This window comes from Paenibacillus sp. FSL H8-0259 (assembly GCF_037963255.1).
GTDB classification, from domain to species: Bacteria; Bacillota; Bacilli; order Paenibacillales; family Paenibacillaceae; genus Paenibacillus_AQ; species Paenibacillus_AQ phytohabitans.
Window position 1 is genome coordinate 2,688,870 of sequence record NZ_CP150147.1, and the last position, 24,706, is coordinate 2,713,575.

Below are 24,706 nucleotides of genomic sequence, written 5' to 3' on the forward strand. Positions count from 1 at the left end.
TATTATTCCGGGAATCCGGCATACTATCCCTACCACTTAAGAAGGGCGGGAACCCGGATGACCGTACAGGCGAGTGAGCTTTCCTCTATACTAAGCGGCTGCTTTGATTTCATTAAGCGGGATATCGTGATGAACGATGCTGTCATTACTCTCTTTTATATAGAGACTATTTGTGATTCTACCTATATCAGCCAATATATTATCGAGCCGCTGTCGCAGGCGTCAGGGGGGATTACCAGCAGGGAAGAGGTGGGTAAGGCCATCTATGCCGCTAAATTCGGGGAGGTCCGGGATGCGGACGAGGCGCTTGAGCATCTGCTGGCAGGTGATCCGGTGCTGATTTTTGAGCAGCTCCAGTATGCTGTTTATTGTGACGCCCGCAAGCTGGAATCCCGTCCGGTTGAGAAATCGCAGTTCGAAGCGTCGCTCGTCGGCTCGAACGAGAGCTTCAATGAGCTGCTGGTCAACAATGTCAGCCTGATCCGCAAACGGATGGCTACGCAGACGCTGAAGATCGAAAGCCATATTCTGGGCAAGCAGTCGAAGACGCAGGCGGTTCTGCTCTATGTGGAGGGGACGGCTCCGGAGGATCTTGTCGCGACTGTCCGCCAGAAGCTGGAGGCTATGGACAATGAATTCGTGCTGGGCGCACAGTATGTTGCGGAAGCCTTAAGTCCGGGCAAGACGCTGTTCGATACCATAGGATACACCGAGAAGCCCGATGCGATAGTCGCCAAGCTGTTTGAGGGCAGAATCTCCGTAATTGTGAATGGTACGCCGTTTGCACTGACCGCGCCCTGTTTCTTTTTTGAGAACCTGCAGTCCCCGGATGATTATGCCACCAACAGGCTGTTTGTTACGCTGCTGCGCTGTGTGAGATTCGGCTCGGTGCTGGTATCGCTGCTTCTGCCGGGATTCTATGTGGCGCTGACAACGCATCACTTCTCGCTGATTCCTTCTGCGTTTGTGTTCAAGCTTGCCGTGTCCCGTTCGGGAGTGCCTTTTCCGACAGTGGTGGAAGCGGTCCTGATGTTCCTGTTCTTCGAGCTCTCCCGGGAAGCGGGACGGCGGCTGCCGCATCAGATCGGACAAGCGCTCAGCATTGTAGGTGCCCTGATTCTGGGCGATGCCGCTGTCGGCGCCGGACTGGCTTCCCAGGCTACAGTGGTCGTGACAGGGATTTATGCCATTACCTCGTTCATTAATCCGCGTCTGACCTCGGCCATTTCTGTATGGGCAGTGTTCTCTATCATCATGTCTGCCTGTTTCGGGCTGCACGGCTTCTATCTGGGATTCATCCTGCTGGTGGCCCATTTGGGATCGCTGAGATCCTGTGATTATCCGTATCTGTTCCCGCTGGGCACCGAGAAATCGTTCCGCGCCGCCAATCTGGATGTGCTGGTCCGGGGACCGCTGAGCAAAGTATCGAAACCCTTCCTGTACCGGGGCAGAAAATGATCAAGGCGCTCCGCAGAAAAGTACTCGTCACACTGATGCTGGCGGTGCTGCCCCTCCTGCTGGCTTCCTGCTTGGGCTACAGGGATCTTGACCACATCGCATTCGTGACCTCCATTCTGATTGATCAGGATGAGGAGGAGAATCTCGTTTTTTATTTTGAGACGCTGAACTCCATCCGCAACTCCTCCAAAGAGGCGAACCAGGAGGAACGTATTGTATATAAAATAGCGACCCAGAATCCGGGTGATGCAATCAACCGGCTGGAGACCCACACCAGTGCCCCGGTTACCCTTGCCCACAACAAAGTAATCCTCTTCACGGAACGCTTTGCGGCGGGCGGGCTGGACCAGGCATTTGATATTTTTGACCGGTGGCAGGAATCCAGCACACGTACACTTCTGGGCGTGTATGTAGGAGAGACAGAGGATTTCATCAAGCCCAACCACGAGGAAGAGGTTATGACCGGCCTTTATCTCTATGACATGCTGGGCAACAAAGCATCCGTAACCTCCTATGGCGTCAAGCTGAACATCAAGGAGTTCATGAATCAGAAGATTATCGGCGATCATGTGAATTCCATGTCGATCATGAATGTGTCCAAGGATAAGGATACCAAGGGTCAATATTTCCTGGACGGACTGGCGCTGATTAAAGAATATAGAATGGTAGGCAGACTGAGCAGCGAGAAGTCCATCTACTTCAACTTCCTGCTCGATAACGAGGTATCGGGCAATATCAATACACAGAATCCCGAGGACCGGACGAAGACGGTGAGCCTGCTGCTGCAGAATAACCGCTACAAGTCCAGGCTCGATTATAAAGACGGCATACTAAAGATGGAGATCATCCTTAAGCTGAACACCGATGTATCCTTAATCCAGGGGAAGCTGAAGCTGAATGAGGAGAATATTGCGAAGCTGGAGGCGTCCATGGCAGCGAAGATCAGAGCCGATTGTCTGGCGCTGTTTCAGAGATGGAAGGACAAAGGGACCGATATTTTTGATATCCAGGAGAAGTTTGACCGGAAATATCCTAAGCTCGCCGGCCGGAATATCATCGGGAGTACAGAGCTCGATCTTAAGGTTACGGTAGATATTAACGGCACGACAACGCTTAGGGATGCGGAATAGCAATATGATAATTATAGAAGCTGTTATCACGGCCATAAAGGCTGAGGTTGCAGCTTCTTTTTGTTATGACAGATTTCATGCCGCGAATAAGCGGCTTGCACGGGCTGTTGTATCTTTTGTCAAGATTTAATGCGTAATATTTATAAAATATTGTTCGATTATACAAACCAATCCGCAAATTTTAGCTATAATGACAATAAACCTGCCACGAACATTTCAAAGCCGGTGCATTAAAGATATAATGTGGCCATAGGTATAGGTATGATACAGTGCGGAAATGCCCGTAATTACGCAGCCTAAAGATGCCAGCGAAAGGTCTGAGGATGATGAGCCTGGAAGCCTTGAATGAACGTGTGAAGACCGATCTTTCCTACCTTGCCTATGGCGGCACGGACTGGGTACGCCCTCTGGAGCATCCCGAAGGCCATGTCTATGATGTTGTGATTGTGGGCGGGGGGCAGAGCGGATTAGGCGCAGCCTTCGGCCTGCTGCGTGAACGGATATCCAACATTCTGATTATTGATGAGAACAGTGACGGGCTGGAAGGTCCTTGGGAAACGTACGCGCGGATGGTGACTCTGCGCACACCCAAGCATTTGACCTCCATTGATCTGGGCATTCCATCGCTCACCTTCCGCTCCTGGTGGGAAGCGCAGAAGGGAACAGCGGCCTGGGATGAATTAGGCAAAATCCCCCGCGGCGACTGGATGAATTATCTGCGCTGGTACCGGCAGATTCTGCAGCTGCCGGTGATCAATGAGGTGCAGCTTAAGCTGATCGAGCCTGGTGAGGACGGGATCTACCGGCTGCGGATTGCCGGAGCGGGTGCCCCGTCCGGTCTGCTGCTGGCGCGTAAGATCGTACTGGCCACAGGTATCCAGGGCGGAGGCGAGTGGCATGTCCCGCCGATGATTGCGGAGCATCTGCCGGAGCATCTGTATGCACATACCTCGCAGAAGATTGATTTCGCCGCTCTCCGTGGCAAGCGGGTAGCGATTCTCGGCGGCGGGGCCTCGGCCTTCGACAATGCTAACTTCGTCCTTACTGAAGGAGCGGCGGAAGCGCATGTGTTTGTCCGCCGCGAACAGCTGCCGAATGTCAATCCGATCCGGCAGATGGAGGTTTCGGGCATGATTGAACGGTTCCATGCCTTAGCGGATGCAGATAAATATGCGGTGATCTCGCATTTCTTCAATTATAATCAGCCGCCAACGAACGACACCTTTGCACGGGCGGCGGCCTGGCCCGGCTTCCGGCTGCATCTCGATTCTCCCTGGCTTAGTGTGGCGGCTTCCGGAGAAGAAGCGGCAGTGACTACGCCTAAGGGTGAATTCAGCTTCGACTTCCTGATTGTCAGCACCGGGCTGCTCAGTGATCCCGCCCTGCGGCCGGAGCTGCAGCAGGTCCAAGCTCATATTGCCCGCTGGCGCGACCGCTATGAGGCGCCGGCCGGAGCGGCGAATGCGCTGCTGGATGCGCATCCGTACCTCAGCCCGGGGTTTGCGCTGCAGAGCCGGGATGAGGCAGACCGCAAGCTGCTGCATGGAATATTCATCTTCAATTATTCGGCCCTGGCCAGCTGCGGCTTATCGGCATCGGCGATCTCCGGCCTGAAGAATGCGATACCGAAGCTTGTCTGTGGTGTAGCCGACCAGTTGTTCATGGATGACCGCCAGCAGACCCTGCAGGCGTATTATGATTACGACGAGATTGAGTTTACCGGCAAATAATACAAGAAGAGGCTGTACCGGGGGTCAGGAAGACCTTTGGTACAGCCTTTGTGCTGTGGAGCGTGTCCAGAGAAGTGGCCTGGTGCTTACATGCTGCTGCCTGGCAGCCGGGTCTAGGTTGTGATCCTGGCATACACCGCGAAGAACAGCGCCAGCTCGCCCATGATCAGCACATTCGGAACATGGATTACGTGATCCAGCACGTAGAAGCAGATCAGGATAGCGGTGAGCAGCGCCAGATGCTTAACCCCCAGCCGGTGCTGCTTATGTCTGTAGACATGGAAGACCAGTGTGGTCGAAGCGAAGTAGAGCAGGACTGAGCCGAAGAGCAGATTCAGCATCAGGTCATAATGAAGCTTATTCAGGAAGAGCAGCTGGATCGATGCGGCAAGCATACATAACGACAGATAGATAAACAGATGTCCGTAGATAATGGTCTGTCCGGCCGTTTGAATATGCATATCGACCTTCTTCTCCAGGTTGTCATAATACTGCCACCACATCGCGATAATCAGCACGAAGGTGAGGGCGGCGAAGCCGACAGATTGTCCGGTCCAGGTACTGGACTGCAGTACGGCAAGAATGCTGACGACAGATTCACCCAGGAGAATTAAAGCGAACAGTGAGAACCGCTCCAGCAGATGATGCGTATTGGCGGGAGTCTTCACAAGAATCCGCCGGCCGGTCAGCGGGAGGATAATGTCCAGCGTAATCCCGGCGTACAGCACGGCATACCGGAGCCAGGAATCGAAGAACAGCGAACACGCCGAAATCACCAGTCCGATCCAAAAGCGTGTTCCCAAATAACGGGCAGTATTCCGCAGATGGCCGCTTTCTTTGGAATGTGCGTAGTGATACTGGACGGCGGTCATGATCCGGAGTCCGAGATAGCCAATCAGAAACGGCAGATAGTTGGCATCGAAATCCACTGACAGGCTGGCTGTCATAATCAGCACGAAGAATAATTGGATGATCAGAAAAATCCGGTGCGCCACCGTATCCTGTCCATAACGGTTGACGAAAAGCGTCTGGCCTACCCAGGCCCACCAAATCGGAATGAAGATCAGTACGAATTTGCCCAGTGTCTCCAGAGAGAGAACCTCGTCTTCTACATGCAGAAGCACATGGCTGGCCTTGGAGACCGCAGCGACAAACAGCAAATCATAGAAGAGCTCCAGCCAGGTTACTTTTTTGATAATCATTCTGCAAGTCTCCTTTGCCGTATGTTTACCGGAGCAGTCCGGTTAACAAGTATAATAAAGGCTCTGGATAGAAGAAGGCAAGACAGCAGGTGGATTAACCATGGTTCATTCCGGCAGCAATTGACCTGGGCTGCGCTCTCACGGATAATATAGAGGTTCATATTCTTTACAGGATCGGGGTAGAAGCATGTCATATCGTAATATGGAAGAATGCATTATTGACTTGGAGAAGCACGGACATTTAATTCGCATACATGAGGAAGTTGACCCGCATCTGGAGATGGCTGCGATCCATATGAAGGTCTATGAAGCGGGCGGTCCCGCGCTGCTGTTCGAGAATGTCCGGGGCTCGAAGTACCGCGCGGTATCGAATCTGTTCGGAACGATCGAGCGCAGCAAATTCATCTTCCGGGATACCTGGCAATCCTCCCAGGATGTTATCGCTTTGCGCAGCAATCCCATGAAGGCGCTAAAGCAGCCTTTTAAATACATTGGAACCGCCCTTGCAGCCAGAAAAGCACTTCCGCTGAAGAAACAGGGCAGTGCTCCTGCCGGTTTCGAGGAGATTCAAATCTCCGATCTTCCCCAGATCAAGCACTGGCAGGGAGACGGAGGGGCATTTGTCACGCTTCCGCAGGTGTATTCGGAAGATCCGGACAAGCCGGGGATCATGAACTCCAATCTCGGGATGTACCGGATTCAGCTTAGCGGCAATGAGTACGAGATGAACAAAGAGGTCGGTGTACATTACCAGATTCACCGCGGCATCGGCATACATCAGTCCCAGGCCAATAAACGCGGCGAGCCGCTCAAGGTGAGCTGCTTCATCGGCGGGCCTCCGGCACATACGCTCTCGGCGGTGATGCCGCTGCCGGAGGGCCTCAGCGAGATGACTTTTGCCGGGCTGCTGGCCGGACGCCATTTCCGCTACACCTATGTGGACGGATTCTGCATCAGCAGTGATGCCGATTTCGTAATTACCGGAGAGATCCATCCCGGTGAGACGAAGCCGGAAGGTCCGTTCGGGGATCATCTGGGCTACTACAGCCTGACCCACCCGTTTCCTGTGATGAGAGTGCATAAGGTCTACGCCAAGCGAGGGGCCATCTTCCCGTTCACGGTCGTCGGCCGTCCGCCGCAGGAAGACACCGCCTTCGGAGAATTGATTCATGAGCTGACGGGCGGGGCAATTCAGTCTGAGGTTCCCGGCGTTAAGGAAGTTCATGCCGTAGATGCCTCAGGAGTGCATCCGCTGCTATTCGCCATCGGCAGTGAACGCTATACGCCTTATCAGCAGCTTAAGCAGCCGGCGGAGCTGCTGACCATCGCCAACCGCATTCTCGGAACCGGACAGCTCAGTCTGGCGAAATATCTGTTCATCACCGCAGAAGAGGACCAGCCGGTCAGCACGCATGATATTGAAGGTTTCCTGACGTATATCCTGGAGCGGATTAATCTGCACCGCGATATTCATTTCCAGACGAATACCACCATAGATACACTGGATTACTCCGGCACGGGAATCAACAGCGGCAGTAAGGTGGTGTTCGCTGCGGTAGGCGAGCAGAAGCGGAGGCTATGCACGGAGGTGCCTGGGATTCTGCAGGCACAGCAGAGCTGGGGACCGGCGGCGATGATTATGCCGGGTGTTGTGGCGCTGCAAGGCAAGCCGTTCGCGGATTACCAGTCAGCAGCAGCGGAAATCGCCGGCCTGTGTGCCGCCATTGCAGAGCAGGGGCCGCCCGATTCCTGCCCGATGATCATTCTGTGCGACGATAGCGGGTTCATGTCGGAGCATCTGAACAATTTCCTGTGGGCGACCTTTACGCGGAGCAATCCTTCCCATGATATCCACGGGGTGAACAGCAGGGTAGAGCATAAACATTGGGCCTGCGATAATATCATTATCGATGCCCGGGTGAAGCCGCATCAGGCGCCGCCGTTAATCCCCGATCCTGAGGTGCAGAAGAATATACAGCGGGTATTTGCTCCCGGAGCCAGCCTGGGCGGTATACGGGGATAGAATGGGGCTTACTCCCTGACGGGCACCTCGACTTTAATGTATTCACCTTCACTGTTTAAGACGGCGATTGCTTCTGCTGTAGGGATATCATTAATGGCGTATAACTTGCTGCCTTCAGAGAAAGTAGTGGAGAAGTTGTTGGGAGTATCTGCGATAGGCTCCAGGGACTGTAATGTGATTTCGCCGATTTGTTCCCCTACATCAGTAACCTGCGTTTTCGTAATTTGATAAATCCGGTCATTCCATTTGACACATGGAAAGGCAATGGACCCCGCAGTGCGGACCTCTACGTGTTGACTAGAGGGACCCGGCTGCGGGGTTTGTACTTCTTGGCCGGCAGATGAGCAGGCAGCGAGGAAAATTACGCTTGCGGCAACAATGAACTTCTTCATTCGTCTGGTTTACTCCTTTCAGTAAGCTTTTAGATGGAAAAACGTCACTTAATTATCTTGGCGATACCCAAACAGTAACATTAACTGGAAAAACATCACTTAATTCTGCCCATATCTCCGATATCCCGCAAGATGGGTTAAATTAAGTGTTGTTTATCCAACTGCAGCTCCATTTAGGAAGATTTCCCCGGAATTAGTTGACGTTTATCCACTTGTTAGCTTGTCTTGAATTTGTTTTATTCACTCTCGCTGTCAGGCAGTGTATAGGTATGCACAGTTTCTTTGCTGCCGTCCAGATAGTTAACAGTGAAGGTGAACACATTGCCCTCACGCTTGGTGAACTTAATATGGTCCCCGGGGAACATATAATCTATTTGCTCCACATCAAGCTGCCCTTCAGCACTAAGCAGCTCTTTGTACAGCAGGGTTTGCTCGCCGGTAGTACGATTGACGAGTGTCAGGAGGGCTGTATCCAGAGGGCGGACCAGCAGGACATCCTTGAAGACAGCTTCGACATTATAGTAGACATCTTTCGTGACGGTTGCACCCATCAGGTGCGGTAAATTAATTGTTTCACTGACCGCTCCCGTTCCATCCTCAATCAGCCGCAAAGTCTGCCCGTCATTCAATACCAGCTTCTCCTCAGACCACTGGGCGGCTGTGCCGAAGGAGGTGTAGGTATCTATATGCCCCTGACGAATGACACTGCCATTTTTCAAAAGATAGGTGTAGTACCCGGCATGCAGATGCGGTTCGCCGTAAACATTGCTTACACGCAGCAAAGTCAGGCCTGCAGGTGTATGCTCGAAGGTGAAGTCAATAACATCCAGACCTCTGCCCAGCGTAGCAAGCTTGTGCTTCGTGTTCTGCTTGGTGGTGAGGTACAACTCACCGCTGTCAAGGGATAGGGAATACACTCCGCCCTCGAAGGTTTCCGAATAGCTGCGGTACATATGCAGATGATTGATCAGCAGAGTCTTCTTTGCAGAGTCCCACCGGACAGGTCCCCCTTCAAGTGCCGCTGCAATAAATTTAACAGGTACATACAGCTCTTGTTTTGACATATACGGAGTGCCGCCTAGCGGAACCTTCTGCCCGTCGAGCACACCGGTGGAGCTGCCCAGCTGCACACTGAAGCTTTTATTCCAGCCGCTGAATGCCGCAGTTTTAGCCGCATTGTTCCACAGGATCTCAATTCCGGTAGCTTTCACCAGATTGGCAGGCATGTAGGAGATTCCATTCTTGATCTGTGCGTTCCCCGCTGAACTCCCCGATATACCGCTCTCACTGCTATAGGTAAAGTAGATCTTTACCTCAGAAACAGACTTGGCGGAAGCCGGGACTGCCGGTGTGCCCGTTGCCATTGCAAGCGCAAGTGCGGGGAGGAGTAATATTTGCCGGGTAATCTTCATCGTTCCCATCCTTTCAATAAAAGCGTAATTGCCATGGCTCTGGCATTAATCTTCTGTTCCATATAGACGAATATATAGACGAATATAACCATGGAAGGTTTCGGGTGTTTGTAAAAATATGGACGAAGTGATATTGAGTATGCCTAGTCTCCTGTGGATATGCTACTATGTTGTTTAGAGTGGCAGAATAGCGCTTTCATCCGAAAAGGAGCGAATCATATGACCAAAGAGCTTTGGCTTAATCTCCCTGTAAAGGATCTTAACCGTTCGCGGGAATTCTTCGGCAAGCTGGGATTTGCGTTTCATCCGCGGCATGAAGGCAGTGATGAGATGGCGGGACTAGTCATCGGGGATCAGAAAGTACTGGTAATGCTGGTTCCGGAAGCAACGTTCCGCAGATACACCGGGCAGGAGATTGCTGACACCTCTCAAGGGACAGAAGTTCTCTTCTCAATCGATGCTGCCAGCCGGGAGGAAGTAGACGAACTTGTCCGTAAGGCGGAGGAGGCGGGCGGACATGTTTTTGGCAGGCCGAAGGCGGCGGGCGGAGGCTGGATGTACGGCGCAGGCTTCGCTGATCCCGACGGACACCGCTGGAATGTGCTCTATATGGATATGGATCAGATACCCGAAAGTTGAAATTAGGGAAAGTATACACTGCATGCAGGGGGAAACAAAGATGGATGTATTAGAAACGCAGCGGTTACTCTTACGGAGCTTCAGAGCAGAAGACGGGGACGATCTGCATGCCTATCTCTCGCAGGAAGAGGTTGTGAGATTCGAGCCTTACGGCGTATATGACCAGGCTGCAAGTAAGGCCGAGGCAGAGCGGCGGGCAACCGATCACGCCTTCTGGGCCGTATGTCTGAAGGACAGCGGCAGACTGATAGGGAACTTGTATTTCCAACAGCAGAACCCGCCGCAGTTTCAGACCTGGGAGCTGGGCTATGTGTTCAACAGTAACTATCAAGGAAAAGGCTATGCGGCAGAGGCTTGCCGTGAGCTGCTGGCGTACGGCTTCGGTACGCTTGGAATCAGACGCGTGACCGCGCATTGTGATCCGGATAATCATCCGTCATGGCGGCTGCTGGAGCGGCTGAAGCTGCGCCGGGAGGGGCATTTTCTGCAGACAGGTTATTTCAAGCCTGATGAACAGGGCAACCCGGGATGGCATGATACCTATGCCTATGGTTTGCTTGGGAGTGAGTGGATGAGTATGAACCAAAGGGATGATGTTACCGGCAGATCGTTGTGAGGCTGGCGGGATACGTTCATTCCCTATACTAGATTCGTTTCCAGCAGGATAGAGACTCTTAAGTAAGCACTCTTGGCATAAATGTTGTACATTGTGCAGTTTTGATTCCTGAATATCTGGGTGTTCGGGAGGATTGTTGTATGAAATACAACAATAGTTCTGCTAAACCGCCAAGTGGGGGAGAAATGTTGCATTTTCTACAACAATATTGGTTTTTGGACTGGTATAGTGAGGAGAATGTTGTATTACGTGCAGGATTTTACAAAATCTTCGAAGTATAGCCCCCACAGCCCCACTGTGTGGGGCTATTTCACGTATACGGCAGCGGCTTTACATTCAGTTTATGTAAATCTTCAAGTGAGCAAATACTCGTCTCCTATAGTAGTTAAAAAAGTAGTTAAAAAATAAACTATAGAGTACAGGAGTGACAATCACTTGAATTCATCCAGTAAAGCCATCCTTTCTCTTCTCCTCGCCGCAGAGCTTGCGGCCGGATCCGCATGGGCAGCAGGCCCGGTAGCCGCCGCCCCTTCGATACAGCCAGGCACTCCTTATAATGCTTCCGGCAGCTATGATGTTGCCGTTCCGCACATTGTCGTCAACCAGATTTACGGCGGCGGTGATGCCGAAACTACAGAAGGCTACTTCTCCAAAGGCTTCATTGAGCTATATAATCCTACAGATGCGGATGTGAATCTGAGCGGCTGGTCGGTGCAGTATTCCGATCCCGGCATGAACGGTGCCTGGAGCAAGCTTGCCCTGACCGGTACCATTAAAGCACATGCCTCCTACCTTATTACGGACGGTAAAGTGAATCCCGTCTATCAAAGTGACCTCAGCGGCAAGGGGGATCAGAGCTGGGACGAACTTCTTTTTAATAATAAAGGCATGAAGGTGGTCCTTCTTAGCAGTTCCGCTCTGCTGGAGAATGCTAATCCGTTCCTGGACAAGTCGCCGGCTTATGTAGATATGATCGGCACAGCTGGCAATGACAACGGTGCTACGATCGATGGCTATGAGGCGGATTATCCGACGGGCAAAACCGGCGGGACCTCCAAGCAAAAGTCAGTGCGACGTACGGATTACGTGGACACGGACAACAATAAAGCGGATTTTGCGCAGATTTCATTCGATAAGCTGGATGGGGCAGCGATGAATCAGCTGAAGCCGCATAACAGTGCCGATGGCGCCTGGGGGATAACGGCTCCTGCCCTGGGCATAGCGACCGCTTCCTTGCCTCAGGCGACTGCAGGGGCGCCCTATTCCGTATCGCTCTCGGTATATGGCGGAACACAGCCGTATTCCTACACGGCAGCGGGCCTGCCTGACGGGCTGAGCATAGACTCCGTATCCGGTGCAGTTAGCGGTACTCCGCTGAAATCCGGAACGGCAACGGTGAGTTTCTCTGTATACGACAGTGCAGCTCCTTCCAACAAGGCTGAAGCGATGCTCCCGCTGACGGTCCAACCTGAGGCTGCTCCGCCTACGGAGGATGTCATCAGCATCACCAAAATTGGCGGGTATGCGGTTGGTACGACCAGTGAGGATGGCGGTGTAGCCGAGATCATTAAGTACAACCGTGATAACGGGAGATTCTACCTTGTCAACGGCTCAACCCATCCGGCATCGGTGGACATCGTGAATCTGAAGGATGGCATTCACCCGGAGAAGGAAACCAGCATCAATGTGGAGCAGCTGTCAGAAACGGGGGGCTTCAGCTACGGTGACTTGACGAGTGTCGATATCAACACGGCCACCAAGCGGATTGCTGTTGCTGTACAGGAAGAAGATGCGCTGAAGAACGGTAAAGTACTTGTGCTGGATTATGACGGCAGGCTGCTGGAACAATATGAAACCGGCGTACAGCCGGATATGCTCAAATATACGGAAGACGGCCGTTATATTCTTACGGCAGACGAGGCCGAGCCCCGTACACTTGCAGGTGATCCCGAAGGCAGTGTAACGATCATCAATACGGCTACCAAAGCAGTGAACCTTGTGAAATTCGACGACCCCGCGGTTATTGATGACCTTGTGCATATCCGTGGTGCTGTTGACCCTAAGACCAAGCTGATTACCGGGAAAGGGAGCAAGGCGGATGCCATACGCGATCTGGAGCCGGAGTTCATCGAGCTGTCCGGGGATCAGGCAACAGCGTATGTCTCGCTTCAGGAGAATAACGCGATTGCCGCGGTTGATGTTGTCTCCGGGAAGCTGTTGTGGGTCAAGGGCCTTGGATTCAAGGATTTAGGCAAGCCGGAGAATAAGCTTGATTTGTTAAATGACAGCACGATCCGTCTGGAGAATGTGCCGTTTAAAGGGGTCTACATGCCGGACGGCATCAGCCAATACACAGTAAACGGCAAAACCTATTTGTTCACAGCCAACGAAGGGGATGCCACCGAATGGGACAGCAAGGAGAATGCAACCAAGATCAGCAAAGTGAAAGGCCTGCTGAATCCGGATTCTGCTGCGGCCAAGTTCCTGAACGGCACCACGAAATATGACGGGGTAGAAGTGATGTCGGATATGGGCAATGAGGACATCTATCTGTACGGAGGCCGTTCTTTCTCAGTATGGGATGCGGCGGACATGACGCAGGTTTATGACAGCGGCAGCGATTTTGAGCAGATTACTGCGGAACGTCTGCCCGGCTATTTCAATGCAAGCAACAGCAACACGACACTTGACAGCCGCAGCTCCAAAAAAGGGCCGGAACCTGAATATGTCAAGGTAGGCATGGTCGGGAAAAGGGCGCTGGCCTTCACCGGACTAGAGCGTATCGGCGGTCTGATGACCTACGATGTAACCAATCCCGGGCAGCCGCAGTTTGTGAATTATATCAATTCCCGTGAATTCACGCCTAAGAATAATCTGGAGACCGACACCGGGCCGGAAGGGATTGATTTCATCCCGGCAACGGCCAGTCCGACCGGACTGCCGCTCGTGCTGGTCGCCAACGAGGTTGGGGGAACGGTTGCCGTCTACCAGCTGAACGTGACGAAAATTACACTGGACCAGTCCTCGCTGTCTCTGACAGCCGGAGGAACGGCAGCAGTGCTCAAGGCGACGGCCCAGGCCGGCGGAGGCACGGAGGGCGCGCTCAGCTGGAGCTCTTCCAATGCTGCTGTCGCTTCTGTCAATCAGACAGGCAAAGTAACACCGCATGCCGCGGGAACAGCTGTTGTCTCGGTGTACAGTGCAGACGGCTACGGTGTAGCTGAATCTCAGGTGACGGTTGCGGCTGCTGGTCCGGTTGCCAGCTTACCGGGGGCGGGTTCTTCCGGTGGAAGCGGAGCCTCACCAGCTGCAGCAGGGGCTGCAAACGCAACTGCTGCAGTTACTATAGAAGGCGGCAAAGCTGTCATGGAACTGAAGGGACAAGCTGATGCAGAAGGCAAACTCAGCTTGTCGGTAACCGCTGCTGAAGTGGCAGCAGCACTTGAGACCCTGAAGACTTCAAGTGCAAGGGAGCTTGTATTGCATATCATTTCGGGTCATGCGGCCGAAGCGGTGTTGCTGAAGATTCCAGCCGCAGCATGGGCTCAGATTGCCGGCAGTTCACTGGAGGCAGTGAGTGTGACCGGAGGACCCGGTACAGTTACCTTCGACCGGGCTGCCTTCTCCGCCATTCATGCGGCGGCAGGCAACGAAGATATCAGCCTGACCCTTGCCAAAGCCGAGCTCGGCAGTACCTTGACCGGTCAGGAAGGGGCAGGTTCAGCCAGCATCATTGGCAGCCGGCCGGTGCTAAGTCTGATGGTTCAGGCCGGAACGCAGACGCTTTCGAGCTTCGGTGAAGGTAAGGTGGAAGTTAGCATCCCTTATACACTGGCGTCCGGTGAAGATGCCAATGCGGTTGCTGCCTATCAGGTGAGCGCAGGCGGCGAGCTGGTTGTCCTTCCGGGCAGCAGCTATGATCCGGGGAACGGCCTGCTCTCCTTCCGCACGAATCATTTCTCGGTGTACGCGGTTGGCTACAATAAGCTTGCATTCGCGGATACGGCTAGCAGTTATGCCAAGGATTCCATTACGTACCTTGCGGCACGCGGCATTGTTACCGGGGTCTCCGCCAAGAACTTTGGCCTGAAAGACAAGCTGAGCCGCGGCGATGCCGCGCTGCTCCTGGCCCGTCTGGCCGGGGCAGAGCTGGAGTCCTCAGCTGCCGGCAGCTTTACAGATGTGAAGCCGGGGGACTATTATGCGGCCGCTGTGGATTGGGCGAATCAGAGCGGAATTGTCCAAGGAACGGGAGACGGAAGATTTGAGCCCAAGGCACCGGTCACACGCGAGCAGCTTGCCGTGATGATGATCCGTTTGTCAGATTCATTAAAATGGAGTCTGCCGGCAAACGGCGGCTCAGCGGCCTTTGCAGATCAGCAGACGATTAGCCCTTATGCAGTGGAAGCCGCAGCTGCTGCAGTGCAGGCCGGCATTCTTTCCGGTCAGGCGAGCGCTGACGGCAGTGTCAGCTTCGCACCGAAGGCAGCCGCTACACGTGAGGAAACGGCGCATATGTTAGCCAAACTGCTCAAAGCAGTGCAGTAATAAACCATTTTAAATGATTCCTGAGGGGTGTTTAGAGGCCGTGAAGCGGCTTCTGGACACCCCTCTCGCCGTTAATGGGAGCGGTTAGATGCATCATGGAAAAATCCGGGGCTTCAGGATAAGCTACAAGGGACATATGAAGATGAGGATGGAGCGTGGAGCTGACCATGAAGATTAATCGTTTGCTGGGCATCGTAGTCTATCTGCTCAACCGGGAGACCGTCAGCGGGCGGGTGCTGGCCGGGAAGTTCGAGGTCTCGGCGCGGACCATTCAGCGGGACATTGAAGCGATCAGTCTTGCCGGGATTCCCGTAGGTTCGCTGCAGGGGCTGAACGGGGGCTACTACATCATGGACAGCTTCAAGATGAACAGGCAGCTGCTTCAGCCGCAGGACTATGCGTACATTCTGGCAGCGCTGAGAGGTTTCGTGTCCGGCTATGACAGCAGGCAGGCTCAGGATACGGTGGAGAAAATGGTTGCGCTGTCGCCGGATAATGCGGCGGTTCCGCAAGCTTTTCAGCTGAATCTCGGGGTGCTTCAGGAGGGTGTGGGGACCGGCGAAACCATCGCTGTACTTGAACAAGCCATCCGTGAGAAACATGCTGTCCAGTTCCTGTATACGAATGCCCATCTCAAGGCTTCCTGCAGACGGGTAGAACCGCTGCTGTTGACGTACAAGTGGTATGCCTGGTATTTATTTGCCTATTGCTGTGAGCAGGAGGATTACCGCCTGTTCCGGTTGTCGCGGATGCGTGATATCTTGCCTCTGCCTGAACCATTCAATGCGGTTCACCGGGATGCGGAGCTGCTGCTGGCTGGGCATGGTGACAACCGGGTCTATATACATATTAAGCTACTCTGTCCGGTAGAGTACCGGGTACTGCTGGAAGAGGCTTTGCCGAATGCCAGATTGCTGGAAACACGCGGGCAGAAGCTGGTGATGGGCTTTACGGTACCCGGGGAGGAGCAGGGCTGGTTCGGCATTATCCTGCAGCACAGCCATCAAGTCACTGTTCTGGAACCGGAGTCACTCCGGGAGAAGCTGCTGGCCAGGGCCAGAATAATTCTGGATACCTATAGCTGAATGGCGACATAATGCTGTCTAATATAGCCCTCTATAATGGATTTATTCCATATCATAAGGAGAGCTTAGCATGAAAATAGAAATATCAGATCCTTACGTAACCAGTCCGGTGTTTGAAACCAAGCGGTTCCGGCTCAGACAGGTGCAACTGAAGGATGCAGAGGATTTATTGGGCTGTTACAGTGACCCTGAAGCCAGCCTGCTGTTTAACAGTGACAATTGCCGCTCAGATTTCCGGTTGAACACCCTGAAGGATATGCAGAATATTATCGGGGTATGGCTCGGGGAATATGAGAAAAGAGCCTATATACGCTTCAGTGTTGTGGATAAATTAGCGGGCACAACTGCAGGGACCGTTGAATTTTTCTGCAGAAGCGGAGTGGACGGGGATGAGCAGAGTACAGGCGTATTGCGGCTGGATTTGGCCTCACGCTATGAGACAGAAGAGAATTTGTGCGAGCTTATCTCTCTAGCAGGAGAACGTTTCCGTGAATGGTTTGAATTCAGCGGGATTGTGACCAAAGCAGTGCCGCAGGCAGAACGGCGGATTCGTGTGCTGCGTCAGGAGGGGTACCACCGCTTAGAGCTGAACGGAAGCTTTGGCTATAGCGATTATTATCTGAAAAGATCCAATTAAAAGTAAATGAATAGTATTATTTGTCTCAGCCCTTTTTGTCTCCCCTTTGGAGTACAGGAAGGGCTAAATTTTTTGCTGAACAATGTCGAAAAAAAGAGTAGAGCTACGATGACATCTGCGTATAGAATAGATAAGCGCAGATTTCTTTTGCAGAATGATAAATTGATTGAGGCAAGGGTGGTAACGTCAGATGGATACACATAAAGCCAACACATGGTTAGGAGGATTGGCCGTCTACATTGTTGCCTATTTGGCAGCGGTGCTGCTGGATAATCATCTGATGTTTGGAATCGTCACAGTCATAGCGCCTATGCTGGCCTGTCTGTATTACCGGATATCCGGACCGCCTCCCGCGCTGCTGAGAAGGCCCTTCCGGCTGATCAGTTACGGGTTCTTCCTGTGGGTGATCTGTGATGCACTGCTGCTGACAGGGTTATACGGCTTCCATTTCTCAGCTGACGACACGTCAACTTTTACCCTTACCGCACTTACGCTCTATTCGGTTACAAGAACGATTATTCTTGTTGCAGTCCTGCAGATGTATGGAATCTTCAGACAGGGCATCAATAAATTACAGGTGCTGTGGGATCAGATCACAACGCTGGAATGCATTGTGGGCAGTATCTGGTTTGTTTTTTTTCAGGACGGGTCATTCCGTTTGGCGGATATGAATTACCGTACCCTGATCCTCTTCTTCTATCTGCTGGCCCCCCTGCTGACCCTGGCCTCACTGATGCTGATCTGGGTGTACATGAAGCGGGAATACCGTACAACGGGCTTCAAGCTGCTGATTGCCTCCATTGCCCTGGTATCCTCCGTGGATCTGGTCCAGGCGCTGAATAATGGGATTATGTCCGGCTACCTCATAGACGGACTCTATAAATTATCCATTGTGTGCATAGCCGCAAGCTGGATTCTGGTGCGCCAGTATCCGATACAAGCGGAGCAAGGGCTTGCCGAACCCCAGCCCGTAACGGAAAGCCGGACCTTGAAGAGCGGAGTGCTGTTCATGGCGTATCCGGCACTGATTTTTATACTCAAAGGATTCTCTGTATATGTGTTTCTATATTTCACCATCATTATCATGGCTTATTTCATCGTCCGGCTGTATGCCAAACAGATCGCCTATACGAGAAAATTGCTGGACACCGAAAGGGAGTACAGCGAGAAGCTGCGGCTGTACATGGATGTGGTTGAACAATCCCCATTGTCTATAGTAATCACCGATATGGATAGCCTCATAGAATACATAAACCCTTATTTCACGGAAGTTACCGGTTATTCCAAGGAGGAGGCCGTCGGCAACAAACCGTCGATTCTGAGGTCGGACAAGAACCAGGCTGAAACGTACCGGAATATGTGGGAGACGCTGATAATTGAAGGCAAATGGCAAGGGGAATTCATTAACCGTAAGAAGAGCGGGGAAGAGTACACGGAAGCCGTCATTATCTCTTCTATTAAGAATGAACGGGGCCAGACCACGCATTATGTGGGCATTAAGGAGAACGTCTCGGAATATAAGCGGATCAAAAAAGAGCTGTCGGACCAGCTGTATTTCACCTCCCAGCTGGTGGATACTTTACCGCATCCGCTATTCTATATGGATGCCGAAGGGAACTTTCTCGGCTGTAATACGGCCTATGAGGAAGCGTTCCAGGTATCCCGCAGGGTCTTTACGGGAACGCCAATGAGCCGGCTGCCGCATCTCTCGCAGGAGGGCTTCGGAATTCTGAGTGAGATGAAGGATGAAGTGACGGCCAGCGGACTGCCGGCGACCCGGCAGATCCAGCGCAACTTCGCCACCGGGGAAGAGCATGATATTCTCTATTCCCTGTCTGCTTACCGGTTATCTGACGGTACAGTGGGCGGTTACCTGGGGATTCTGACAGATATCAGTGATCTGAAGCATAAAGAGAAGGAGCTGCTCAACAGCCGCAATTTCCTGGATGCGATTATTAACCATATTCCGGTCATGATTAACGTCAAGGATGCGCAATCCTTGAAGATATTCAAGGCAAATCAGGCGGGAGCGTCCTTCCTCGGTATGACTCCGGAGGAGCTGGAAGGCAAGGATAATTACGATTTGTACCCTGAAGAGCTGGCGGGCAAGCTGAACGGCAGTGACCGGAAGGTACTGGAGACGGGCAGGCTCTTCAGCGAAATTGAGATTGTTACCGATGATGCCGAGCTATGCAATCTGAAATATGTGCTGGCTTCGAAGGTGCCGATTCTGGATGCAGAGGGGAAGCCCCTCTATCTCCTTAGTGTGTCCGAGGATATTACTGAAGTGAAGCGCAAGGAGGAGGAGCTGAAATATGCGCTTAATCTGGCGGAAGAGGCGACAGCTGCCAAATCGCAGTTCCTGGCGAATATGAGCCATGAGATCCGGACGCCGATGAATGCCATTATCGGGATGGCTTACCTGGCGCTGAAGACAGAGCTGGACCCCAGGCAAAGTGACTATATCTCCAAGATTCATAATGCCGGAACCTCACTGCTCGGTATTATTAATGAAATCCTCGATTTCTCCAAGGTGGAGTCGGGGAAACTGGAGCTGGAGAATATTGATTTTGAGCTCCCGGATGTGATCGGGAATGTGGTGGATATCTCAGGACAGACTGCACTGGACAAGGGGCTGCAGATGTCCGTTCAGCTCCCTCCGGATGTTCCGCGCCAGCTCAGCGGCGACCCGCTGCGGCTGGGGCAGATTCTTACCAACCTTCTGAGCAATGCCGTTAAATTCACCGAGAAGGGTGAAGTGGTTATTCTGGTAGAAAGAATCAGCATGATCGACAGCATGACGAAGCTTAAATTCAGTGTGCGGGATACAGGGATCGGCATGAGCAAGGAGAGTGAAGGAAAGCTGTTCCAGGCGTTCACGCAGGCGGACAGCTCTACTACAAGAAGGTTCGGAGGCACAGGACTGGGTCTGGCCATCAGCCGGAAGCTGGTGGAGATTATGGGCGGCAGCCTGTGGGTCGAGAGTGAGGAAGGGCAAGGGAGTACCTTCGCCTTCACCACCTGGTTCGGAATTTCTGCTGTGCAAGACTCAGGGGCAAGGGCAATGAGAGATGAAGCAACTGGTGTGAAGGACAAGGATTACGGCCTGTCCGGTGTACGGGTACTGCTGGTGGAGGATAACGAGATTAATCAGCAGATTGCGGAAGAACTGCTGCTAAGCCAGGGAATGATTATCGACATTGCCGGCAACGGAGCGGAAGCCGTGCAGAAGATTGAGGAGATGTCCGCGGATCAGCCTTATCAGCTGGTGCTGATGGATCTGCAGATGCCGGTCATGGACGGGTTCGAAGCGTCGCGGAGGATCAGGGCGGCAGAAGCTGAGCTGCCGATCATTGCCATGACCGCTAGGACCATGCAGGAGGAGCGGGAACGAAGCTTCGCGGCTGGCATGAACGGCCATGTGGCGAAGCCGGTCGATCCGGATATCCTTTTTGCCAAGATTAGCAGGTGGACATCGGATGCTTCCAGGGAGGAGCAGCCGGATTACGATGAACGTGAGCACGGCCGTCCGCAGGAGGCGCAAGGGACTTCCGGATTCCGCATAGAAGGTATTGATACGGAGAACGGCCTGAGACGTGTCGGAAATAATGAGGCGTTATATATACAGCTATTGCTGAAATATTCAGAGAGCCAGCGCGATACCGCCCGGAAGCTCCGCAGCTTCATTAAGCAGGGGGATGAGGAAGCCGTGTATATGCTGGCTCATAGTCTGAAGGGAGTTGCCGGGAACCTGGGGGTAAAAGAAGTGCAGAAGCTTGCCGATTCGCTGGGCAGATTGCCGAATTATCATGAGCAGCCTGAGAAGCTTGAGGCGCTGGTGCTGAGGCTGGAGGCGGCTGTGCTGGAGAGCTGTACAGCGATTCGCGGGCAATGGGGGTCTGACGAGCCTTCTGCCGCCCTGATGGCTGAGCTTGATCCGGAATCGGTTGCACAGCCGCTGGCTCCTATGGCCGGGAAGCTGCTCGGAATGCTGATGGACAGTGACAGCGAAGCCGTTGATTATTTCATTTCGGTGCGTAGCCAGCTTGCAGGATATATGCAGCCAGAGCAGCTGGTTCAGCTGGCTGACTGTCTGAACCGGTTCGAATATGAGGCCGCCATAGAAATGATTGAAACGGTAATACAAGAAAGTAATTATGAACAGAGGTTGATATAAATGCTGGACACTAGACCTGTAATCCTGGTAGTTGACGACACGCCGGACAATATCGCACTTCTCAGCGGGCTGCTGAAGGAGCAATACAAAGTAAAGGTAGCCACCAACGGGGAAAAAGCATTGCAGGTGGCCAAAGCCTCACCTCCTGATCTGATCCTGCTGGATATTATGATGCCGGTTATGGATGGCTATGAGACCTGCCGCCGGCTTAAGGAAGACGGGGAGCTGAGAGAGGTTCCGGTAATCTTTTTGACGGCCAAGGAAGAGGTGGAGGATGAGAATCTGGGATTTGATCTGGGGGCCGTAGATTATATTACGAAACCGATCAGTTCGCCGATTCTGCTATCCCGTGTCAAAACGCATCTCACCCTGAAGCAATCCAAGGATTTCCTTGCGGACAAGAATGAGTTCCTTGAGGCGGAAATCTCCCGGCGGATTAAGGAAATCTCGCTCATCCAGGAAGTCTCGGTTATGGCGATGGCGGCGCTTGCCGAAATGCGTGACTCGGAGACCGGCAATCACATTCAACGGACGAAGCTCTACATTGAAGAGCTGGCCACCCAGCTAAGCCGGACGGGAAAATATGCGGAGGTGCTGAGTCCGGAGCATATTAACCTGATTGTGACTTCCGCGCCGCTGCATGATATCGGCAAGGTAGGCATTCCTGACCACATCCTCCTGAAGCCGGGGGCGCTGACCCGCGAGGAATTCGAAGTGATGAAGACGCACACGACACTCGGCAGGGAAGCCATTCTGCGGGCAGAACGGCTTATGGACAAGCCGGAGACTTTTCTGCGCTTCGCCAAGGAAATTGTCTATTCCCATCATGAGAAATGGAACGGAACTGGATATCCCGAGCAGATTGCCGGTGAACAGATTCCCCTGTCAGCCCGGCTGATGGCGGTAGCCGATGTCTACGATGCGCTTACGAGCAAGCGGGTATATAAAGATGCAATGCCGCATGAGGAGGCGGTCGGTATTATAGTAGGCGATGCCGGAATACATTTCGATCCTGACATCGTGAAGGTATTCATGAAGAACAAGCATAAATTCAAGGAAATCGCCGAGCGGTATACCAGCGAGCTGGCAGGATGACCGGTCATGGATTGGCAAATAGTGAATAGCGAAAAGAACCGGATCACCCCGCATAGAAATTACTGATATTTTAAAGTTATACAGATCAATCTGGAGGACCGTCCGCTGCATATACGGATTGCGCAGATTGTTTATTTTGAGGGGGCGCTGGCTTCGTATGTGTAGGTTGGCGGTATGAAATAAGCAAAAGGCTATAAGCTATAAGCAATAAAGATCTTTTTCCATCCCTTATGGGGTGGAGGAGGGTCTTTTTTTTAGAAGCGATTTGGAGCATCCGACCCTGGGTACAATCTGCTGCTTCGTACGCCTTGATTAGGGGCTTAAGAGAACGAGAGTGGAGATGAGCCGAATGTATGCGAAAAACCGAATACAATGTGCCAATGGTAGAGTAGACGAGCCGAATGTATGCGAAAAACCGAATACAATGTGCCAATGGTAGTGGAGATGAGCCGAATGTATGCGAAAAACCGAATACAATGTGCCAATGGTAGTGGAGATGAGCCGAATGTATGCGAAAAACCGAATACAATGTGCCGACGATAGGGTAGATGAGCCGAGTTATTTTACTTTTGAGGTGCCGCTTGATTCGTCCTCCGGGCGATTTTGTTATTACTTTGGAGATTAAGCACCGTTATCTTGGGGGGAGAGGGCTGGAGGCGGAAATGTAGGGGATAAATGAATGCTTGCTTTAAAGTGCACTTTAAGGATTATGATGGTTCATGAAGGCGAAGGCGCTGAGGCAGGTGAGTTTGTCGGTTCCTATTAGTTATGTAGAGCGGGTAGCCGGCCATGCGCCTGGAAAGAAACTTTACTTAGGAGGTACAACTATGCACAAGTATATAAATAGCAGCGCAACACCCCAAGCTCCGATTGGGAGCAGTTTTGGTGCCGGGACTACGGCGGAACAAGTAATCGGCAACCTCGATTTGAGCGGAAAAATAGCCATCGTAACCGGCGGATATTCCGGCATTGGCCTGGAAACTGCACGTGTACTCGCCGGTGCCGGAGCTACAGTCATTGTACCGGCACGGACACCGGACAAGGCCAAGGCTGCAGTCGCCGGAATTCCGCGTCTGGAGCTTGAAGCCCTTGATCTCATGGACCCTGCTTCCATCGACAGCTTCGCCCGGCGTTTCCTGGATTCAGGACGGCCGCTGCATATACTGGTTAACAGTGCCGGCATTATGGCTGCACCGCTGGCGCGGGATACCCGGGGCTATGAATCCCAGTTTGCCACCAACCATCTGGGGCATTTCCAGCTTACGGCCAGGCTCCTGCCGGCATTGAAGCAGGCAGGCAATGCCCGCGTTGTATCCGTAACATCGCGGGCACACCGCCTGGGCGGTGTCGATCTGGACGATCCTAATTTCATCCACCGTGAATATGACAAATGGACCGCCTATGCCCAGTCGAAGACGGCAAATGTGCTGTTCGCCATAGCATTGGATGAGAAGGCTAAGGGTCAGGGAATCCGGGCCTTTGCAGTGCACCCGGGATTAATTCCATCCTCCGGCATCGGGCGTTTCTTGGAAGCGGAAGAGCTTGGCGTCAAGCCGGTCCCGGAGGCGCAGGATGTGAAGCATGAACAGCCGGCTGGCAGTGCCGGAGCAGACCGGATGAAGACAGTGGAGCAGGGCGCGGCAACCGGCATCTGGTGCGCAGTAAGTGAACAACTGGCAGGTATGGGGGGAGTCTACTGTGAGGATGTTGATGTGTCCGAAGCTGTCCCGGCTGGCAGTGTGCAAGGCTCCGGGGTATGGCCCTGGGCGGTAGACCGGGAGAATGCGGAGCAGCTGTGGACGCTCAGCGAGAAGCTGACGGGAGTGGGATTCGCGATTTAAGCGGATATTCTGCTGCAGGAATTCAGCGGACGATCCGCAGTTGAGAAGCTAGGGGAAGCACAACGCTGGCTCAGGGCACCCAGGTACTCAAACGCTCAGCTTGACTTAAAGTGCATTTTTACCCCTATACTATAAGAAAAACTTGATCACTGCCGTGATCTGAGGGAAGTGACTGCTTTGAGTATATTGATCAAAGAAGCTGCGGCCAAGCTGGGGCTCCCCGCCCATACCATCCGCTATTATGAGAAAGAAGGGCTGCTGCCTTCTCTACAGAGGGACGGGCAGGGGAACCGTGTTTTTGAACAGGGTGATCTGGACTGGATCTCGCTTATGACCTGCTTCCGGGCCACAGGAATGCCAGTGGCCGGACTGAAGCAGATCGTTAACCTAGCCGCAGAAGGAGATTCCACGATACCCGAAAGGCAAGCAATTCTGGAAGCCCACAAGCTCGAGCTTCAGCGCAGACAGGAGGAGCTGGACCGGGCTTTTACAGCGGTAAATATGAAGCTGTCACGGTATGAGACAATCCTGAAAGGCCAGCCGGACCCCGATGCAGGTAACCCTATGGGATTGTGCTGAGCCTAGCTTTTATAGGGCATCGAGCTTCTGAATCCAGTCAAATATAGCTTCACCTACTGCCTGCGGCTGCTCTTGTCAATATAGTGGAGACGGTGGCCTGTCACTTCCGCGTAATGCGAGTCGAACGGGAAGTCCGCGCGGA

General features: G+C 52.8%; 17 protein-coding genes. 14 read left to right on the plus strand and 3 right to left on the minus strand.

Going from position 1 to position 24,706, the window contains the following annotated elements; translation table 11 throughout:
* Positions 1 to 57: 57 nt before the first annotated feature.
* The 3 genes from NSU01_RS11330 to NSU01_RS11340 all read left to right on the plus strand — a co-directional run bounded on the left by NSU01_RS11330 (position 58) and on the right by NSU01_RS11340 (position 4,318).
* Positions 58 to 1,458: a spore germination protein gene (locus tag NSU01_RS11330; RefSeq protein ID WP_076242786.1), complete on the plus strand. Its 1,401-nt coding sequence runs from the start codon at positions 58 to 60 to the stop codon at positions 1,456 to 1,458.
* Positions 1,455 to 2,588 (plus strand): Ger(x)C family spore germination protein, encoded by a 1,134-nt coding sequence (locus NSU01_RS11335; protein ID WP_076242787.1) that lies wholly within the window; start codon positions 1,455 to 1,457, stop codon positions 2,586 to 2,588. The genes NSU01_RS11330 and NSU01_RS11335 overlap by 4 nt, the downstream gene beginning before the upstream one ends.
* A gap of 326 nt (positions 2,589 to 2,914) precedes the next feature.
* The gene (locus NSU01_RS11340; protein ID WP_076242870.1) at positions 2,915 to 4,318 is read left to right on the plus strand and encodes an NAD(P)/FAD-dependent oxidoreductase; all 1,404 of its coding nucleotides are present in this window, start codon (positions 2,915 to 2,917) and stop codon (positions 4,316 to 4,318) included.
* Positions 4,319 to 4,431: 113 nt separating this feature from the next.
* Here NSU01_RS11340 and NSU01_RS11345 read toward each other — a convergent pair whose 3' ends face one another.
* On the minus strand, positions 4,432 to 5,520 hold the full coding sequence (locus NSU01_RS11345; RefSeq protein WP_076242788.1) for a low temperature requirement protein A: 1,089 nt from the start codon (positions 5,518 to 5,520) through the stop codon (positions 4,432 to 4,434).
* 187 nt (positions 5,521 to 5,707) lie between these two features.
* Here NSU01_RS11345 and NSU01_RS11350 point away from each other — a divergent pair, with 187 nt between their 5' ends.
* The gene (locus NSU01_RS11350) at positions 5,708 to 7,543 is read left to right on the plus strand and encodes a UbiD family decarboxylase (protein ID WP_076242789.1); all 1,836 of its coding nucleotides are present in this window, start codon (positions 5,708 to 5,710) and stop codon (positions 7,541 to 7,543) included.
* 8 nt (positions 7,544 to 7,551) lie between these two features.
* On the opposite strand, the gene NSU01_RS11355 is transcribed toward NSU01_RS11350, so the two are convergent.
* Entirely contained in the window at positions 7,552 to 7,935 is a 384-nt protein-coding gene (locus tag NSU01_RS11355) for a hypothetical protein (protein ID WP_076242790.1), read from the minus strand.
* 236 nt (positions 7,936 to 8,171) lie between these two features.
* Positions 8,172 to 9,347, minus strand: coding sequence for a copper amine oxidase N-terminal domain-containing protein (locus tag NSU01_RS11360; protein WP_256703756.1), 1,176 nt, complete (start codon positions 9,345 to 9,347; stop codon positions 8,172 to 8,174).
* Positions 9,348 to 9,566: 219 nt separating this feature from the next.
* Here NSU01_RS11360 and NSU01_RS11365 point away from each other — a divergent pair, with 219 nt between their 5' ends.
* The 10 genes from NSU01_RS11365 to NSU01_RS11410 all read left to right on the plus strand — a co-directional run bounded on the left by NSU01_RS11365 (position 9,567) and on the right by NSU01_RS11410 (position 24,564).
* Positions 9,567 to 9,986 carry a VOC family protein gene (locus NSU01_RS11365; protein WP_042135519.1) on the plus strand — a complete coding sequence of 140 codons (420 nt, stop codon included), beginning with the start codon at positions 9,567 to 9,569 and terminating at the stop codon, positions 9,984 to 9,986.
* Between the two features lie 40 nt (positions 9,987 to 10,026).
* On the plus strand, positions 10,027 to 10,602 hold the full coding sequence (locus NSU01_RS11370) for a GNAT family N-acetyltransferase (RefSeq protein WP_076242791.1): 576 nt from the start codon (positions 10,027 to 10,029) through the stop codon (positions 10,600 to 10,602).
* A gap of 140 nt (positions 10,603 to 10,742) precedes the next feature.
* Positions 10,743 to 10,883, plus strand: a complete 141-nt coding sequence (locus NSU01_RS11375; protein WP_179093430.1) for a hypothetical protein — start codon at positions 10,743 to 10,745, stop codon at positions 10,881 to 10,883.
* 154 nt (positions 10,884 to 11,037) lie between these two features.
* A complete protein-coding gene (locus NSU01_RS11380; RefSeq protein ID WP_076242792.1) occupies positions 11,038 to 15,150 on the plus strand; it encodes a choice-of-anchor I family protein in 4,113 nt (1,370 codons plus the stop codon).
* Positions 15,151 to 15,317: 167 nt separating this feature from the next.
* A complete protein-coding gene (locus NSU01_RS11385) occupies positions 15,318 to 16,235 on the plus strand; it encodes a YafY family protein (protein ID WP_076242872.1) in 918 nt (305 codons plus the stop codon).
* Positions 16,236 to 16,305: 70 nt separating this feature from the next.
* Positions 16,306 to 16,872: a hypothetical protein gene (locus tag NSU01_RS11390; RefSeq protein WP_076242793.1), complete on the plus strand. Its 567-nt coding sequence runs from the start codon at positions 16,306 to 16,308 to the stop codon at positions 16,870 to 16,872.
* 190 nt (positions 16,873 to 17,062) lie between these two features.
* Entirely contained in the window at positions 17,063 to 21,049 is a 3,987-nt protein-coding gene (locus NSU01_RS11395; protein WP_083705190.1) for a PAS domain S-box protein, read from the plus strand.
* Positions 21,050 to 22,144, plus strand: a complete 1,095-nt coding sequence (locus NSU01_RS11400) for a two-component system response regulator (protein WP_076242795.1) — start codon at positions 21,050 to 21,052, stop codon at positions 22,142 to 22,144.
* A gap of 827 nt (positions 22,145 to 22,971) precedes the next feature.
* Positions 22,972 to 23,985, plus strand: a complete 1,014-nt coding sequence (locus tag NSU01_RS11405; protein ID WP_076242796.1) for an SDR family NAD(P)-dependent oxidoreductase — start codon at positions 22,972 to 22,974, stop codon at positions 23,983 to 23,985.
* Positions 23,986 to 24,162: 177 nt separating this feature from the next.
* Positions 24,163 to 24,564: a MerR family transcriptional regulator gene (locus NSU01_RS11410; RefSeq protein ID WP_042135528.1), complete on the plus strand. Its 402-nt coding sequence runs from the start codon at positions 24,163 to 24,165 to the stop codon at positions 24,562 to 24,564.
* Positions 24,565 to 24,706 lie beyond the last annotated feature (142 nt).

Coding starts and splice junctions, on each gene's coding strand:
- NSU01_RS11330 (WP_076242786.1), top strand. CDS start 58: ATGACCGTACAGGCGAGTGAGCTTTCCTCTATACTAAGCGGCTGCTTT.
- NSU01_RS11335 (WP_076242787.1), top strand. CDS start 1,455: ATGATCAAGGCGCTCCGCAGAAAAGTACTCGTCACACTGATGCTGGCG.
- NSU01_RS11340 (WP_076242870.1), top strand. CDS start 2,915: ATGAGCCTGGAAGCCTTGAATGAACGTGTGAAGACCGATCTTTCCTAC.
- NSU01_RS11345 (WP_076242788.1), bottom strand. CDS start 5,520: ATGATTATCAAAAAAGTAACCTGGCTGGAGCTCTTCTATGATTTGCTG.
- NSU01_RS11350 (WP_076242789.1), top strand. CDS start 5,708: ATGTCATATCGTAATATGGAAGAATGCATTATTGACTTGGAGAAGCAC.
- NSU01_RS11355 (WP_076242790.1), bottom strand. CDS start 7,935: ATGAAGAAGTTCATTGTTGCCGCAAGCGTAATTTTCCTCGCTGCCTGC.
- NSU01_RS11360 (WP_256703756.1), bottom strand. CDS start 9,347: ATGAAGATTACCCGGCAAATATTACTCCTCCCCGCACTTGCGCTTGCA.
- NSU01_RS11365 (WP_042135519.1), top strand. CDS start 9,567: ATGACCAAAGAGCTTTGGCTTAATCTCCCTGTAAAGGATCTTAACCGT.
- NSU01_RS11370 (WP_076242791.1), top strand. CDS start 10,027: ATGGATGTATTAGAAACGCAGCGGTTACTCTTACGGAGCTTCAGAGCA.
- NSU01_RS11375 (WP_179093430.1), top strand. CDS start 10,743: ATGAAATACAACAATAGTTCTGCTAAACCGCCAAGTGGGGGAGAAATG.
- NSU01_RS11385 (WP_076242872.1), top strand. CDS start 15,318: ATGAAGATTAATCGTTTGCTGGGCATCGTAGTCTATCTGCTCAACCGG.
- NSU01_RS11390 (WP_076242793.1), top strand. CDS start 16,306: ATGAAAATAGAAATATCAGATCCTTACGTAACCAGTCCGGTGTTTGAA.
- NSU01_RS11395 (WP_083705190.1), top strand. CDS start 17,063: ATGGATACACATAAAGCCAACACATGGTTAGGAGGATTGGCCGTCTAC.
- NSU01_RS11400 (WP_076242795.1), top strand. CDS start 21,050: ATGCTGGACACTAGACCTGTAATCCTGGTAGTTGACGACACGCCGGAC.
- NSU01_RS11405 (WP_076242796.1), top strand. CDS start 22,972: ATGCACAAGTATATAAATAGCAGCGCAACACCCCAAGCTCCGATTGGG.